General features: G+C 70.6%; 13 protein-coding genes and 3 tRNA genes. 5 read left to right on the top strand and 11 right to left on the bottom strand.

Features of this window, described 5'->3' with window-relative positions; translation table 11 throughout:
• Positions 1–1,467 carry a 3-isopropylmalate dehydratase large subunit gene (gene leuC / locus CEY15_RS00080; protein WP_017837016.1) on the bottom strand — a complete coding sequence of 489 codons (1,467 nt, stop codon included), beginning with the start codon at positions 1,465–1,467 and terminating at the stop codon, positions 1–3.
• Positions 1,468–1,537: 70 nt separating this feature from the next.
• Between leuC and CEY15_RS00075 the strand changes: the two genes are divergently transcribed.
• Positions 1,538–2,239 carry an IclR family transcriptional regulator gene (locus CEY15_RS00075; protein WP_031264904.1) on the top strand — a complete coding sequence of 234 codons (702 nt, stop codon included), beginning with the start codon at positions 1,538–1,540 and terminating at the stop codon, positions 2,237–2,239.
• Positions 2,240–2,267: 28 nt separating this feature from the next.
• Here CEY15_RS00075 and CEY15_RS00070 read toward each other — a convergent pair whose 3' ends face one another.
• The gene (locus tag CEY15_RS00070) at positions 2,268–3,116 is read right to left on the bottom strand and encodes an ABC transporter substrate-binding protein (RefSeq protein WP_095716770.1); all 849 of its coding nucleotides are present in this window, start codon (positions 3,114–3,116) and stop codon (positions 2,268–2,270) included.
• A gap of 79 nt (positions 3,117–3,195) precedes the next feature.
• Positions 3,196–3,268: transfer RNA gene (locus CEY15_RS00065), tRNA-Glu, on the bottom strand.
• A 114-nt stretch (positions 3,269–3,382) separates the two neighbouring features.
• On the opposite strand from CEY15_RS00065, the gene CEY15_RS00060 reads away from it, so the two are divergent.
• The 3 genes from CEY15_RS00060 (at position 3,383) to CEY15_RS00050 (ending at position 6,769) form a co-directional block, all read left to right on the top strand.
• Complete coding sequence (locus CEY15_RS00060; protein ID WP_095716769.1) at positions 3,383–4,105, top strand: TetR/AcrR family transcriptional regulator; 723 nt, start codon at positions 3,383–3,385, stop codon at positions 4,103–4,105.
• Positions 4,102–5,679: an MDR family MFS transporter gene (locus tag CEY15_RS00055; protein ID WP_095716768.1), complete on the top strand. Its 1,578-nt coding sequence runs from the start codon at positions 4,102–4,104 to the stop codon at positions 5,677–5,679. Before CEY15_RS00060 ends, CEY15_RS00055 begins: the two co-directional genes overlap by 4 nt.
• A gap of 139 nt (positions 5,680–5,818) precedes the next feature.
• Positions 5,819–6,769: an acyl-CoA thioesterase gene (locus tag CEY15_RS00050; RefSeq protein ID WP_095716767.1), complete on the top strand. Its 951-nt coding sequence runs from the start codon at positions 5,819–5,821 to the stop codon at positions 6,767–6,769.
• A gap of 68 nt (positions 6,770–6,837) precedes the next feature.
• On the opposite strand, the gene CEY15_RS00045 is transcribed toward CEY15_RS00050, so the two are convergent.
• From CEY15_RS00045 to gltX, 3 genes are all read right to left on the bottom strand, one after another.
• Positions 6,838–6,910 (bottom strand) — tRNA-Glu (locus CEY15_RS00045).
• A 54-nt stretch (positions 6,911–6,964) separates the two neighbouring features.
• Positions 6,965–7,036 (bottom strand) — tRNA-Gln (locus tag CEY15_RS00040).
• Positions 7,037–7,115: 79 nt separating this feature from the next.
• Entirely contained in the window at positions 7,116–8,600 is a 1,485-nt protein-coding gene (gltX, locus tag CEY15_RS00035; RefSeq protein WP_095716867.1) for a glutamate--tRNA ligase, read from the bottom strand.
• 124 nt (positions 8,601–8,724) lie between these two features.
• Between gltX and CEY15_RS00030 the strand changes: the two genes are divergently transcribed.
• Positions 8,725–9,855 (top strand): isochorismate synthase, encoded by a 1,131-nt coding sequence (locus CEY15_RS00030; protein WP_017837023.1) that lies wholly within the window; start codon positions 8,725–8,727, stop codon positions 9,853–9,855.
• A gap of 6 nt (positions 9,856–9,861) precedes the next feature.
• On the opposite strand, the gene CEY15_RS00025 is transcribed toward CEY15_RS00030, so the two are convergent.
• The 5 genes from CEY15_RS00025 to serA form a co-directional block, all read right to left on the bottom strand.
• Entirely contained in the window at positions 9,862–10,656 is a 795-nt protein-coding gene (locus tag CEY15_RS00025; RefSeq protein WP_095716766.1) for a fumarylacetoacetate hydrolase family protein, read from the bottom strand.
• 10 nt (positions 10,657–10,666) lie between these two features.
• Positions 10,667–11,380 (bottom strand): exonuclease domain-containing protein, encoded by a 714-nt coding sequence (locus tag CEY15_RS00020; protein ID WP_095716765.1) that lies wholly within the window; start codon positions 11,378–11,380, stop codon positions 10,667–10,669.
• Positions 11,380–13,242: a putative nucleotidyltransferase substrate binding domain-containing protein gene (locus tag CEY15_RS00015; RefSeq protein WP_095716764.1), complete on the bottom strand. Its 1,863-nt coding sequence runs from the start codon at positions 13,240–13,242 to the stop codon at positions 11,380–11,382. Before CEY15_RS00015 ends, CEY15_RS00020 begins: the two co-directional genes overlap by 1 nt.
• 85 nt (positions 13,243–13,327) lie before the next feature.
• Complete coding sequence (locus tag CEY15_RS00010; RefSeq protein WP_017837027.1) at positions 13,328–14,347, bottom strand: 3-isopropylmalate dehydrogenase; 1,020 nt, start codon at positions 14,345–14,347, stop codon at positions 13,328–13,330.
• Positions 14,348–14,382: 35 nt separating this feature from the next.
• Entirely contained in the window at positions 14,383–15,975 is a 1,593-nt protein-coding gene (serA, locus tag CEY15_RS00005) for a phosphoglycerate dehydrogenase (protein WP_095716763.1), read from the bottom strand.
• Positions 15,976–16,044: the final 69 nt, after the last annotated feature.

The raw sequence follows: 16,044 nt of genomic DNA, 5'->3' as shown, positions 1-16,044 counted from the left end.
TCATGCCCCCTTCGCGGGCTCGAGATCTGCGGGCGAGGCCAGCCGCCCGACGACGGCGGTGGCCGCGGCGACCGCCGGGCTGACGAGATGGGTCCGGCCGCCCTTGCCCTGACGACCCTCGAAGTTGCGGTTGGAGGTCGAGGCGCAGCGCTGACCCGGCTCCAGCGAGTCCGGGTTCATCCCGAGACACATCGAGCAGCCCGGTTGACGCCATTCGGCGCCGAACGCGGTGAACACCTCGTCCAGGCCCTCCTGCTCCGCCAACTGACGCACCTGCATCGATCCCGGGACGACCAGCATCCGTACGCCGTCGGCGACCTCGCGGCCGTCGATGATCTCCGCCACCGTCCTGAGGTCCTCGATGCGTCCGTTGGTGCACGACCCCACGAAGACCACGTCCACTGCGATCTCACGCAGGGGTGTCCCGGCCTCCAGATCCATGTACTCGAGCGCACCCTCGGCGGCGACCCGGTCGCTCTCGTCCCCGAAGGACTCCGGATGCGGGACGGCGGACCCGAGGGGCGCCCCTTGACCGGGGTTGGTCCCCCAGGTGACGAACGGGGTGAGGGCCGAGCCGTCGATCACCACCTCGGTGTCGAACACCGCGTCGTCGTCGGTCTTCAGACCGTTCCAGTAGTCGACCGCGGCGTCCCACTCGTCGCCCGCCGGGGCGTGGGGGCGCCCTTGGAGGTAGTCGTAGGTCGTCTGGTCCGGGGCGATCATCCCGGCCCGGGCGCCGGCCTCGATGCTCATGTTGCAGATGGTCATCCGCGCCTCCATCGACAGCTTCTCGATGGCCTCCCCGCGGTACTCGATGATGTGCCCCTGCCCCCCACCGGTCCCGATCTGGGCGATCACCGCGAGGATGAGATCCTTGGCCGAGACCCCCGGCTGCAGTTCGCCGGTGACGGTGACGGCCATGGTCCGGAACGGCCGAAGCGAGAGCGTCTGGGTGGCCATGACGTGCTCGACCTCGGACGTCCCGATACCCATCGCGATGGAGCCGAAGGCACCGTGCGTGGAGGTGTGGGAGTCGCCGCACACGACCGTCATGCCGGGCTGGGTCAGTCCGAGCTGGGGCCCGATGATGTGGACGATGCCCTGCCCCGGATCACCCATCGGGTACGCCCGGACGCCGAACTCCTCGCAGTTGGTGCGCAGCGTCTCGATCTGGGTGCGCGAGACGCGGTCGGCGATGAGGTCGACGGCGCCGCCGACGAGGTCGGTCGGGACGTTGTGGTCCTCTGTCGCGAGGGTGAGGTCCGGGCGACGCAGACCGCGGCCCGCCAGTCGCAACCCGTCGAAGGCCTGAGGGCTGGTGACCTCGTGGATGAGGTGGAGATCGATGTAGATGAGGTCCGGTTGCCGGGCTTCGCCCTCCCCCTCGCCCCTGACCACTACGTGGTCGTCCCACACCTTCTCCGCCAGGGTTCGGCCCCGGGCGCCTCCGGACGGTGTCACACTCATCACGCCTCCAGTACCCGCCCCGGGTGACGAACCGATGGATTCTCACCATGTAGGACGCTATAGTCGAACTGTGAGACAGTATAGCGGGATCGGAGTCCTCGACAAAGCCATGACGGTGCTCCACGCGGTGGCCGAGCAACCGTGTGTCCTCGCCGACCTCTGCGAGCGCACCGGACTCCCCCGGGCCACCGCCCATCGGCTCGCGGTGGGCCTCGAGATCCACCAGCTCCTGTCCCGGAACGACGCCGGGGTGTGGAGCCTCGGCCCCGGGCTGGCGAAACTCGCCTCCCACGCCGCCGACTCCCTGGCGGAAGCGGCGTCCAGCGTTCTCCCGCGCCTGCGCGAGGCGACGGAGGAGAGCGTCCAGGTGTACCGCCGCGACGGCGACCGGAGGATCTGCGTGGCCTCGGCCGAGCCCCCCACCGGCCTGCGGGACACCGTCCCCGTGGGGGCCATCCTGCCCATGAGCAGGGGGTCGGGAGCGAAGGTCCTGGCCGCGTGGGCCGACCCCACCACCCAGCGCGCCCTCCTGGCGGACGCCACCTACACCGAGCGGCAGCTGGCCGAGGTACGGCGACGCGGGTGGGCTCAGTCCATCGCCGAGCGAGAGGCCGGTGTCGCCTCCATCTCGGCTCCGATCAGGGACTCGGCGGGCAGCGTCGTGGCCGCGATCTCCGTCTCGGGCCCGGTGGACCGCATCGGTCGACGCCCCGGGGTGCGCTGGGCGGCCGACCTCCTGGCCGCCGCGGAGGCGATCCACAAGCGGTTGTAGGCCCGTGCGCCCAGGTCGCCCCGACCACCTAGGCCGGCCGCCGGCCCTCGACCAGACGGCCGAGCGCCCACGGGAGGCTGCTCACGCTCGGTTGCCGGACCGCCGCCACGAGGTCGTCGTCGCGCGGATCCACCCTGACCACCTGGACGCCCGGCCGCCTGAGCTGTCGATACGGGACGGGCTCCCGGTGGGACACGATGTCGAATCCCAGCTCGCGTATCTCGTCTGCGAGCGGCGACCGTCCGTCGAGGGTGGCGACCGGGGTGTCGGGGCGCGCGCCGGTCCCGACGACGACGGCGAGCGCCTCCACTCCGAGCCGCCGCTGGCCTTCCGCCCACCCGTCCAGTGCCTCCTTGGCGGACGCGGCAACCCGGGTCGGGTCGCGGTGGACGGCCTCGGCCACCAACTCGAGGTGCCGCCGCCAGCCCGGACGCCCGTCGGGGTCGGCGATGACCGTGGCGAGCTGTTCGTACCCTCTCAGCTGCGCCTCGGAGACGTCGGCCGCGGCGAGAGCGAAGGCGTCGGCCCCGAACGGCAGGAGGGAACGCAGACTCGGCAACCCCGGCCCGCCCCAGTCCGGCGCGGGCGGGGAGGGACGGTCCCGCCAGGGCCGGGGGCCCGTGCCGTCCACGGCCCAGGCCGCCTCCGGCTCCATCCCCAGCGCCACCAGGGCGTCCAGGTCCGCGGACGAGAGGGCGATGACACGCCGGACGGGCGGGTCGTCGGTCGGGGTGCGGACGGGACTCGGCGGGGCCAACGGGTCCCTCGACGTGGTGGCCGGGCTCGTCGTCCCGCCACCCGGCCCGCAGGCGGTCAGGCCCGCGAGCCCGAGTCCGGCGCCGAGGGCCACCCGGAGGACGTCGCGACGAGAGTTCACGGGCAAATCGTCTCACGCCCCGACAAACGCGATGTCCCGGCTCCTCGCTCTCGCGAGGAACCGGGACCTGTCGCTCATGTACCCCCGATGGGATTCGAACCCACGCTACCGCCGTGAGAGGGCGGCGTCCTAGGCCGCTAGACGACGGGGGCCTGGTACACGTCAACTGTAGCGACACCACCGGTCCACCACAAAATCACGACACCGACACCCGTGCACCAGGTGCAAATATGCACTTGGTGCACCTTTCTATATGGACTGCTCCGGTGACCTCCCCCCCGGACCAGGACTCCCTGCGCGAGCGAAAGCGTCGAGCCACGCTGTTGGCCATCGAAGACGCCGCGACCTCCCTCGTCCTGGAGCACGGATACGACTGCGTGACGGTGGACCAGATCTGCGCGGCGGCCCACGTCTCCAAGCGCACCTTTTTCAACTATGTCCCCTCGAAGGAGGCCGCCGTCATCGGTTCCCCGCCCCGGGACGTCCCCCCGACACCCCGCCGCGAGTTCCTCGACGCCGCCGACCCGGACGTGCCCGGGGCGCTCCTCCGGCTGTTCCTCGCGGCATTCGCCGCCGCGCGCATCGGGAACGACGCCCAGACCGTGCGACTCGCCCACCGTCGGGGCGCGATCTTCCGGGCCGAGCCCGACCTCGGGGTGGCCCGCGTGACCGCGTCCTCGCGCTTCCAGCTCCGCCTGGTGGACCTGGTGACCGAGCACTTCAAACGCCAGCCGCATCTCCGCCGACTCGAGGGGGTCGCGGCAGAGGCCGAGGCACGCGCGTGCGTCGCCCTCGTGGCCGCATCGGCGAACCTGGGCCTGTCGAGCTGGCTGGCACGGGAGGCCGCGACCTTCGACGACCTCGACTCCGAGTGCGCCCTCGCCCTGCGACAGCTCGCACTCCTCGTCAGCTCACCCAACGACAGGGCGGGCACCGACACGGCGTCGGTACGGGCGACCTCTTCCGAGAAGACGGGATCCACGTCATGAGTGACACCAGCACCCTCGCGGCGGACGGTCACGAGACCGCCGAGCGCGCGCCGTCCCACAACGTGCCGCTGGTGTTCACCTCGCTCCTGCTCGGGATGCTCATCGTGTCCCTGGGGCAGATGATCTTCGCCACCGCGCTCCCCACGATCGTCGCGGACCTCGGCGGGGTCGACAAGATGAGCTGGGTCATCACCGTCTATCTCCTGACCATGACCATCGGGCTGCCCGTGTACGGCAAGCTCGGCGACCAGATCGGACGCAAACCGCTCTTCGTCGCCGCCATCCTGCTGTTCCTCGGTGGTTCCGTACTCGGAGCCCTCTCGTGGAGCATCGACGTCCTCATCGTCTCCCGGGCCATCCAGGGCCTGGGGGGCGGAGGCCTGATGGTGCTGTCCCAGGCCATCGTCGCCGACGTCGTCCCCGCCCGTCAGAGGGGTCGGTACATGGGAGTGATGGGGGCGGTGTTCGGGCTCTCGTCGATCCTCGGTCCGCTCCTGGGCGGGTTCTTCACCGAGGGCCCGGGCTGGCGCTGGGCACTGTGGTTCAACCTGCCGATCTGCCTGCTCACCCTCGCCGTCGCGGTTCTCTACCTGAGACTGCCCGCCCGCGGCACCGGCCGGAGCACCGACTGGCCGGGCACCGTGCTCATGGTCACGGGCACCACGGCGCTCATCCTCGTCTGCTCGTGGGCCGGCAACCGCTACTCCTGGACCGACCCGGTCATCCTCGGCCTCGCCGCCCTCTTCCTGGTCTGCGCGGCGGCGTTCGTGCGGGTCGAACTGCGGTCACCGCATCCCCTGATCCCGATGACCCTGTTCGCCGAGCGCAACTTCGCACTCTCGACGGCAGCGGGGCTCATCATCGGCATCGCCATGTTCGGCACCATCACCTACCTGCCCACCTACATCCAGATGGTCCACGGGCTCGGACCCACCCACGCCGGCCTCATGATGACCCCGATGATGGCGGGGATGATGGGGACCTCCATCATCGTGGGCAACATCGTGAGCCGTACCGGCCGGTACAAGTGGTACCCGGTCGTGGGCAGCATCATCATGGCCGTGGGACTGTTTGTCATCAGCACTCTCGAGGAGACGGACACCCTGCTCCACCTCGGCGTGGTCCTCTTCGTCTTCGGCTTCGGTCTCGGCCTGTGCATGCAGCTGCTCGTGCTGATCGTCCAGAACTCGTTTCCCGTGTCGATGGTCGGGACCGCCACGGCGTCCAACAACTTCTTCCGCCAGATCGGCGGGACCCTGGGATCGGCCATCGTGGGGTCGCTCTTCGTCAGTCGTCTGTCCGATCTCATGGGCGACCGCATCCCGGCCGCAGCGGCGGCGATGGGACCGGAGGGGGCTGAGATGGCCACGTCGTTCTCGAACGGCTCCGGAGCGGCCAACTCGATGAGTCCCGAGATCCTCGCCGGACTGCCCGGACCCCTCCACGACGCGATCGTGGGTTCCTACAACGACGCCCTGGTGCCGATCTTCCTCGTCGTGGTGCCCCTGCTGGTGGTCGCCACCGGACTGCTGCTGTTCATCCGCGAGGACCCGCTCAAGGAGACCGTTGACTGAGCGGGCCTGAGCGGGCCTAGGTGGGCCTGAGTGGGCCCGCTCCGCCCTCACCGCGTCGCCATCCCGGGGTGAGCACACCGACACGAGATCCACATCCGCCGCAACCGCACCGTTACGCGACGCCGATAGTTTTCCCGGCGTGCAGACTCCCCGAGAGACCGTCCTGAGATTCCTCGCCGCTCCGACCGACGTGGGCACCGGGAACCAGGTTCACACAGGCCGCATCCTCGAGTGGATCGACAAGGCCGCGTACGCCCAGGCGGCGGTGTGGTCGGGTGGGTATGCGGTGACCGCCTACGTGGGCAACGTCCGCTTCTCGCGGCCGATCGAGGCCGGGCAACTCGTCGAGGTGTCAGCGCGCCTCGTCCATACCGGGTCGAGTTCGATGCACATCCAGTGTGATGTCCGGGCCTGCGATCCCGTCGCGCTCGAGTACCGCCACTGCGCAGAGTGTCTGGTCGTCTTCATCGCCATGCACGAGGGCAGACCCACCCCAGTGCCGTCGTGGCGCCCCGCCTCCCGGTTGGAGGTGCACGAGTCCGATGAAGCGGTGATGCGTATCGCGCTGCGCAGGGACATCGAGGACGCCATGGCACAGCAGCGCTACACCACCGAGGGGACCGCACCCCGGTCGACCCTGCGGTTCCTCGCGGCACCCGCTGACGTGAACTGGGGTGGCAACGTCCACGGTGGGCGGATCATGTCGTGGATCGACGACGCCGCGAACCTCTGCGCGACCCACTGGTCGGGCACCCCGTGTACGTCCGTGTACGCCGGCGGCGTGCGGTTCTACCACCCGGTGAGCATCGGCCACGTCGTCGAGGTCGAGGCCCGACTCCTGCACACCGGCCATGAGACCATGCACGTGTCCGTCCACGTCCGGTCCGGTGAGCCCACGTCGCCGGACCGGGTCCTGACGACCCACTGTCTGGCTGTGTGCGCGGCGCTGGGACCGGATCTCACCCCCACCCCGGTGCCGCGCTGGACCCCGGAGAGCGCGGAGGACCACGCTCTCGATGAGCACGCGCGACACCTCATCCGACTCCGGGGACGGGGGCGGGTCACAGGGTCCGCAGCGGTCCCGGTGTGACCGGGAGGCGGCCGAGCCGGGACGACAGAGAACACCCGGAGCATGAGCGCTCCGGGTGTTCTCGTGTGTACCCCCGATGGGATTCGAACCCACGCTACCGCCGTGAGAGGGCGGCGTCCTAGGCCGCTAGACGACGGGGGCTCAGGACGCGGTTCCGCTGAAGGAACCGCTGCAGTGAGCGCTGTGCGCGCTCAGCTGGCCTACCAGGACTCGAACCTAGAACGACGGTACCAGAAACCGCTGTGTTGCCAATTACACCATAGGCCACTGTATTCACTTGTCCGCCCGTGCGGGGCGACCTCGAAGAGACTATCAAAGCACCGAGGGTGAATAGCAAATCGCCTGGTCAGTCTGCGATCGGCGCGGCCCGCAACCGGGCCAGGGTCAGCTCACGACCCAGCAGTTCCAGCGATTCGAACAGGGGCGGCGAGATGTGCGATCCGGTCACCGCGACCCGGATCGGACCATAGGCCTTGCGTGGCTTGATCCCGAGGCCGTCCACCAGCGCACCGGAGAGCGCCGCCTCGATCGCCGGGGTGGTCCACTCCGGTATCGCGTCCAACGCGCCCATGGCCGCGTCCACGACCTCGCGGGAGTCGGCCTTGAGGTTCTTGGCGGCGGATCCGGGATCGACGACGAACTGCGCCTCGTCCACCACGAGGAAACGGATGAGGTTCCACGCGTCGGACAGGACGACGATGCGGGTCTGCAGCAGATCGGCCACGACCGCCCACCGCTCGCCGTCCAGCCCGGCCGGCAGCGTCAGGCCGTCCTCGGACGGGTGCGCCTCGAGGTAGTCCCGCAGCCGACGCGCGAACACCTCAGGGGGGAGCCGCCGGATGTGCTCGGCGTTGATCGCGTCCGCCTTCTTCTGGTCGAAGCGGGCGGGGTTGGCGTTGACCTGACGTACGTCGAAGGCCTCCACCATCTCCTGCAGGGAGAACACATCGCGGTCGTCCGACAACCCCCACCCCAACAGCGCCAGGTAGTTGAGCAGTCCCTCGGGCAACATCCCTCGGTCACGGTGCAGGAACAGATCCGACTCCGGGTCCCGCTTGGACAGCTTCTTGTTCCCCTCGCCCATGACGAACGGCAGGTGCCCGAACTCGGGGACACGCTCGGCCACCCCGATCCGCGTCAGTGCGCGGTAGAGCGCGATCTGCCGGGGAGTGGAACTGAGCAGGTCCTCGCCCCGGAGCACATGGGTGATCTGCATGAGCGCGTCGTCCACCGGGTTCACCAGGGTGTAGAGGGGGACCCCGTTGCCCCGCGTGAGCGCGAAGTCCGGAACGGTGCCGGCCTTGAAGACGGTCTCGCCGCGGACGAGATCGTCCCACCCCAGGTCCTCGTCCGGCATCCGGAGCCGGATCACCGCGCCACGCCCCTCATCCCGGTAGGCCTGCTTCTGCTCCTCCGTCAGGTCGCGGTCGTACCCGTCGTACCCGAGTTTGGGATCACGCCCGGCCGCGCGGTGGCGGGCCTCGACCTCCTCGGCCGTCGAGAAGGACTCGTAGGCCTCGCCGGCGTCGACGAGCCTGCGCACCACGTCGAGGTGCTGGTCGCGTCGCTCGGACTGGCGGTAGGGGGCGTACGGTCCGCCCACCTCCGGCCCCTCGTCCCAGTCCAGTCCCAGCCACCGGAGCGCGTCGAGCAACGCCTGGTACGACTCCTCCGAGTCGCGTGCGGCGTCGGTGTCCTCGATACGGAAGACGAAGGTCCCGCCCGTGTGCCGCGCGTGGGCCCAGTTGAACAGCGCCGTCCTGACCAGTCCCACGTGGGGTGTCCCGGTGGGCGACGGGCAGAAGCGGACACGGACGTCTTGTGCTGTCATGCCCACCATCCTAGAGACGGTCCCGGCTCGCACCCCCGCGCAGGACCGGCCTAGGATCGGCCGGGTACCCGTGGTGCGCCCTTCACGCGCGATCCACACCCGGTCGGAGTCGAGGAGGCGAACCGTGGCGTCAGGGCTCCACCCCGACGCCGCCAGGCCTGTCACCGCTCCGGACTTCCTCCTGTCCCGCCCCACGGGCTCACTGCGCACCCAGGGGTCCCTCCGCTCCTTCCCCGATCCGGCGGACGCCGCGCTGGCGCTGAGGTCCGGGGACTGCGGCCTGGTGGTGGGCGCCCTGGGGTTCGAACCCGATGCGCGGGCGGCGTTGGTGGAGCCCGACATCGTGGTCCGGACCGACGGCCCCCTCGAACCCCCCGCCTACTTCCGCTCGATCCGCACACGTGCCCGCGTCGCCGAGGAGATCCCCTCCACGGAGGTCCACCGGCACCGCGTGGCGACCGCGATCGCCGGGATCCGCGCCGGTGGACTGTCCAAGGTGGTGCTCGCCCGCGCGGTCCGGTTGCTCGCGCAGGACCCGATAGACCCCCACGCGGTGTGCGCGGCGCTCATCGATTCGAGCCCGTCCGCCGACGGGTTCCTGGTCGACCTGACCCCCGCCGGTGGGCGACACACCGGCAGAATACTGGTGGGGTCGAGCCCGGAACTCCTGGTGCGCCGCCGGGGGGACGTGGTGGAATGCCACCCCCTCGCCGGTTCGGCTCCCCGTTCCCGCGACACATCCGAGGACCAGGCCGCGGGGCGCGCACTGCGGGCCTCGGGCAAGGACGCCGCGGAACACGCGTTCGTCGTGGATTCCCTCGCGTCGGCCCTGGCACCCTTCTGCCGGGACTTGCAGATCCCGGAGCGCCCCTCGCTCACCTCGACCCGTGAGATGTGGCATCTGGGGACCCGGATCCGCGGACGGATCGCCGACCCCCGGACCACGGCGCTCGACCTCGCGTTGGCCGTGCATCCGACGCCCGCGGTGTGCGGGACCCCCACCGACGAGGCCAGGCGCGTGATCGCGGGACTCGAGGGCGAGCGCGGCTTCTACTCGGGGGCGGTCGGCTGGGCGGACGCGGGCGGCGACGGGGACTGGATGGTCACCATCCGCTGCGCCGAGATCGACGCGGATCGCACCGGGGCGCTCGCCTGGGCGGGCGGGGGCCTCGTCGCCGACTCCGACCCGGACGACGAGGTCGCCGAGACCGCCGCCAAGCTCCGGACGGTCCTCACCGCCCTGGGCGCCGTGTGACCCGACCTACCTGTCGACGACGGGGTTGCTCAGCGACCCGATGCCCTCGATCTCCACGGTGACCCGGTCACCGGGCAGCATCGGCCCCACCCCGGCGGGCGTGCCCGTCAACACGACGTCGCCCGGAAGCAACGTCATGACCCTGCTGACGTACTCGATGATCTCCCCCACGGTGTGCATGAACTGGGAGGTGTTGCCGTCCTGGCGTACCTCCGAGGAGCCGTCCGGGTGGTGCACGGTGGTGCGGACGTCGAGGCCGTTCGGGTCGAGGTCGGTGACGATCCACGGGCCCAGCGGGCAGAAGGTGTCGTACCCCTTCCCCCGCGTCCACTGACCGTCCGCGAGCTGCTGGTCACGGGCCGTCACGTCGTTGGCGCAGGTGTAGCCGAGGATGACCTCGTCGGCCCGGGCGGCCGCGACGTCGCGACAGGGCTGCCCGATCACCACGGCGAGTTCGCCCTCGTGGTCCACCCGCTCGGAGCTGGGAGGGTAGGCGATCGCGGCCTCGGGGCCGACCACGGAGGTGTTGGGCTTGAGGAAGATCAGCGGCTCGGCGGGCGCCTCGGAGCCCATCTCCTGCGCGTGCTCGGCATAGTTCTTGCCCACACACACCACCTTTGAGGCGAGGATCGGAGCGAGCAGGCGCACGTCGGCCAGCGGCCATTCGCGACCGGTGAACTCCGGGGTGCCGAAGGGGTGTTCCGAGATCTCCGCGCAGGTGAGGGTGGCGGGGTCGGTGACGTCCCCTCGAACCTCGACGAAGGCGAATCCCTGCGGGTGGGCGATACGGGCGAGACGCATACCCGCGATCCTATGCCGTTCCCAGATCTCGGAGCGTCGTGACCCCGCGGTCGCGCAGCTCGGCCGTCTGCGCCAGGTACAACTCCGCGCAGGCGAGCGCGTCGATCAGTGCGTCGTGCGCCCGGTAGCGCGGGAGTCCGTACCGCCGCCGCGCACGCCACAACCGCAGTTCGTCCGGGGAGGCTTCCGGGGCGAAACCCATGTCGACCCCCCCACCGAGCACGCGGCGGTGCAGCTCGAGGGTGTCGACCGGCACGAACGGCGGCCGCACGTCGTGGGCGGTGGAGCACAGCGAGCCGAGGAACTCTGTCTCTATACGACTGTAGTGGGCGACGAGCACCCGCCCGGTCAACGCGGCGAAGAACTGGTCCAGGACCGCGCCGACCCCGACTCCGGTGGCCACCGTGTCGTCGGTGATGCCGTGCAGCGTGGCGCTCTGCCCCACCCCCTCGGCCTCGTCGGCGTGGTCGTCTCGGAGGATCATGGACCGCGCACCGCCGAGGTCGATCCGGTCGCCGTCCACGGGCACCAGCCCCACGGACAGGACGCGGTGGCGCCGGGGGTCGAGCCCCGTGGTCTCCACGTCCACCGCCAGCAGCCGCAGATCGGCCAACGGGGTCGACGACGCCGGCGGCGGGGTCTCGAGGTAGCGACGCAGCGGGCCGTCGGGAAGCCGCCGTGCAGTGCGCCGCCGACGCCCCGACCGGGTGAACAAGTCGCGCATCACATCTGCCCGACCCGGTATTTCAAGCCGAGCGAGCCCTGCACCCCGGCGATGATCCGGAACGCGGCGCGGAGACGGTGGCGGTCGGCGGAGCTCAGCGTTCCCGGGTCGAGGTGGTTGTCCTGCGGGTCGTCGTCCGCGATCTGGCGTGCGTGATGGCTGTAGGTCAGGCCGCGCAGGAACCGGAAGGCCTCGGACAGGTCCTCCGCATCCGCGCGCGCGATCACACCCGCCCCGGCCGCGGCGTCGAGGCGACCGAGCGTGGAGACCTCGTCGAGCCCTGCGGAGAGGGCGTACACGCGGGCGATCTGCACCACCGGCGCGATCCCCCCGGCCTTGAGGTCGAGGGTGTTGCGGTACTCGCCCCGCCGTTCCACCACCAGCCCGCGGAAGAACCCCAGCGGCGGACGCCACTCGCAGGCGATCCGGGCGAGGTGGGCCTGGAACCGCAGGCTGCCCTCGGCGCGCGCGAGCATCTCGTCCCGGACCCTCATGAACAGCGAGGTGTCCCCGTGGACGGGGCGGATGTCCAGGAAGACCTGGGTGTTCAGGACGGCGTCCGCTCCCGGTGCCCGGACCCAGTCCCCCACCTGGCGTTCCCAGGACGCGCACGTGCGACGCCACGCCGGGGTGGAGGCCATGACGTCGCCCGGACACAGCGGGAATCCCGACCGGTCGAGACCTGCACACACCTGCCCGGCCAGCTCGGCGAAGTACCGGTCCGCGTCGGGTGTCGTCTCCGCCGCATCGTCCAGGATGAGCGCGTTGTCCTGGTCGCTCGCCACGCCCAGTTCCCCTCGTGCCTGGGAACCGAGCCCGACCCAGCAGTACGCCACCGGCGGTGGTCCCAGCTCGCCCTCGGCCAGGGAGATCAGTCGACGGGTCGCCGCGTCCGCGGTGGCCGTGACGACCCGCCCGATGTCCTGGGGGGCGGTGCCGCGGCGGACGAACTCCCCGACAAGCGCGGGCAGCCTCGCGGCCAGGTGCGCGACCCCCTCTGCGTCGGGTGCGCGGGCGATGCGGGCCGCGAGGTAGACGGGGTCGGTCTGCGCCAGGCGGAGCAGGTCCCCGCTGGTCACCATCCCCACCGGCGCGCCGTCCTCGCAGACCGGCAGGTGATGGACCCCGCGGTCGATCTGGAGGAGCGTGGCGTCGAACGCGCGGGTCCCGGCGTCGACCGTGACGGGGTCCGGGGTCATGATGGCCGACACCGGGCCCCCGGTGTCGCCGCCGACCGCAACGACCTTCGAGCGCAGGTCCCGGTCGGTGAAGATGCCCACCACGCGACCCGCTTCAACGACGAGCAGCGCGGATACGCGGCGCTCGGTCATCAACCATGCGGCGTCACGGATGGCGGTGTCGGGTCCGGTTGTCACCGCGTCGCGGGCGAGCAACTCCCCGACCGGCGTACCGAGCGCGTCCCCTCCCGCGGCCTCGAGTCGGGCCGAGGCGAGGTCCTGACGGATCCGCTCGCTGCGTTCGCCGAAGAACAGGCCCAGCTGCGGGTGGTCGGTGAGTAGCGAGTCCAGGACGTCGCGGGGCATCTCGAGCAGCAGGGTGTCGGCGACCGCCACCATCCGGTAGCGCGACGGCCCGCCACTCGCCAGGGACGAGTAGCCGAAGCAGTCCCCCTCTCCTCGCGCGTCGAGCAGCGCCCCGTCCGGATCACACACCTCCACGGCGCCCGAGCGGATGAGGTGCAGGGTGTCGTTCCGGGCACCCGCGTCGAGGATCACCGTCCCCCGGCGGTGGTACCGCTGCGAGAGCTGCGCGGGGATCCGGTCGAGCTGATCGACGGTCAGCTGGTCGAAAGGGGCGCACCGGGCGAGGAAATCTCTCACCTCGACGAGTTCGACGTCCATGGGTCCACTGTGGACGTCGACGGCCCGCGGTGTGACGCGCTTCCTGCGATTCACACCCGCGGGCCGCGAGGGTGGGTGGCGGGTCCTAGCCTCCGAGCGCCGCCACGATCCGGTTCCCGACCTCGGACGTCGACACCGGCCCGTCCCCGCGGGACCCCAGGTCCGCCTCGACCGCGGCCTCCACCCGGTCGGCTTCTGCGGCCTTCCCGAGATGCCGCAACATCAGAGCGACGGACAGGATGGCCGCGGTGGGGTCGGCCTTCCCCTGGCCCGCGATGTCCGGGGCGGAACCGTGCACTGGTTCGAACATGGAAGGATTGGTCCCGGATGCGTCGATGTTCCCCGACGCCGCGGTGCCGATCCCCCCGGTGACGGCCGCGGCGAGATCGGTGATGATGTCGCCGAAGAGGTTGTCCGTGACGATGACGTCGAAGCGCGAGGGCTCCGTCACCATGTAGATCGTCGCCGCGTCGATATGGCAGTAATCCACCTCGACGTCCGCGAACTCCGGGGCCACCTCGTCGACCGTGCGCTGCCAGAGTCCGCCCGCATTGACCAGGACGTTGGTCTTGTGGACGAGTGTGAGCTTGCCGCGGCGGGCCCGCGCGCGGTCGAAGGCGTCGCGCACCACCCGCTCCACGCCGAACCGGGTGTTGACCGAGGTCTCTGTCCCGATCTCCTGGGGCGTCCCGACCCGGATCGCACCACCGTTGCCGGTGTAGAGCCCTTCGGTCCCCTCGCGGACGACCACGAAGTCGATCTCCCCCGGGTTCTTGAGCGGGGTCGCCGAGCCCGGGTACAGACGCGACGGGCGGAGGTTGACGTGGTGGTCGAGCGCGAACCGCAGGGGCAGCAGCATCCCGCGTTCGAGCACGCCGGCGGGCACGGAGCGCGGGTCCCCGATAGCGCCGAGCAGGATCGCGTCGTGGCTCTTCAGGCTCTCGACATCCGCGTCGGTGAGCGTCTCACCGGTGCGCAGATAGCGTCGCGCCCCGAGGTCGTACTCCGTCTTCTCGACCCCCGGGACGAGCGCGTCCAGTACCCGGATCGCCTCGGCCGTCACCTCGACACCGATCCCGTCGCCGGGGATGACTGCGAGCTTCATCGTCTGCGTGTTCCTCTCCACCGGTCCCGTCTCTCTCAGTCCAGGTTGATCTGGGTGGCCGTGGCCCCGAGCTCGGAGACGATCCGGTCGACCGTCGGATCGGCGACCGCGCGGTCGACCCGCAGGATCAGCGACGCGCCCTCACCGGTGGCGTCCTGGCTCAGGGCGGCGGCCTGGATGTCGATGCCCTCCCCGCCGAGGATGGAACCGACCTTGCCGAGCACACCCGGTCGGTCGGAGTAGTGCACGAAGAGGTTCTGGCCCTGCGCGCGCAGGTCGAAGCCGCGCTCGTTGATCCGGACGATCTTCTGGACCTTCTCGAGGCCCGAGAGGGTTCCGGTGACCTTTCCGGTCGCGCCGTCCGCGGCCACCGCGGTGACGGTGACGGTGCTGCGGTAGGACTTGGACTCGCTGCGGGTCTCCACCGAGTGGGTGACGCCGCGCTGCTCGGCCATCTGACCCACGTTGACGAACGTGGCCGGCTCGTCGGTGATCGCGGAGAACAGGCCACGCAGGGCCGCGAGCCCCAGCACATCGACCTGCTCGGCGGCGAGCTCACCGGCGACGTCGACGTTCACCGTGGTCGGCACACCCGGGCAGAGGTGGCCGGCGATCAGGCCGACCTTGCGGACCAGGTCGAGCCAGGGGGCGACCTCGTCGCCGACCGGGCCGCCGGAGACGTTCACGGCGTCCGGGACGAACTCGCCGCGCAGGGCCAGCAGCACACTGCGGGCGACGTCGGTGCCGGCGCGGTCCTGGGCCTCGCTGGTGGAGGCGCCCAGGTGGGGGGTCACGACGGTGTTCTCGAGCTCGAACAGCGGCGAATCGGTGCAGGGCTCGGTGTCGAACACGTCGAGGGCGGCGGACCGGACCTTGCCGGACTTCAGTGCGTCGACGAGGGCGTCCTCGACGATCAGCCCACCGCGGGCGGCGTTGACGATCACGACGCCGTCCTTGGCGCGGGCCAGCCGCTCGGCGTCCAGGAGACCGGCCGTCTCCTTGGTCTTGGGCAGGTGCATGGTGATGATGTCGGCGCGGGAGACCAGCTCGTCGATGTCGACCAACTCGATGCCCAGCTGCGCGGCGCGGGCGGCGGGCAGGTAGGGGTCGTAGGCGATGAGGGTGGTCTCGAACGCCGCCAGGCGCTGTGCCACCAACTGGCCGATCCGACCCAGGCCCACCACACCGACGGTCTTGCCGAGCAGTTCGACGCCGTTGAAGGAGCTCCGCTTCCACGTGTGCTCGCGCAACGTGCGATCGGCGGCGGGGATCTGGCGGCACGCGGACATGAGCAACGCCACCGCGTGCTCCGCGGCCGAGTGGATGTTGGAGGTGGGCGCGTTGACCACCATGACGCCGCGTTCGGTGGCGGCGGGGATCTCGACGTTGTCCAGTCCCACACCCGCGCGGCCGATGATCTTGAGCTTGGGCGCCGCGGCGAGCACCTCGGCGTCGACCGTCGTGGCCGAGCGGACGAGGATCGCCTCCGCGTCCTTCACCGCGTCGAGGAGCTTGGGGCGATCCGGGCCGTCGACCCAACGGACCTCGACGGCGTCGCCGAGTGCGTCGACGGTCGACTGGGCGAGCTTGTCGGCGATGAGGACGACGGGACGTCCGGATGCTGTCACAGTGGGATCTCCTCGGTGTCAATTCGGGCACCGACAGTCTAGGTGTTCTGCCCACGCAGGTTGGGTATG

Source organism: Dietzia natronolimnaea (assembly GCF_002289575.1).
GTDB lineage: Bacteria > Actinomycetota > Actinomycetes > Mycobacteriales > Mycobacteriaceae > Dietzia > Dietzia natronolimnaea_A.
This window is presented reverse-complemented; position numbering and strand designations above follow the sequence as displayed.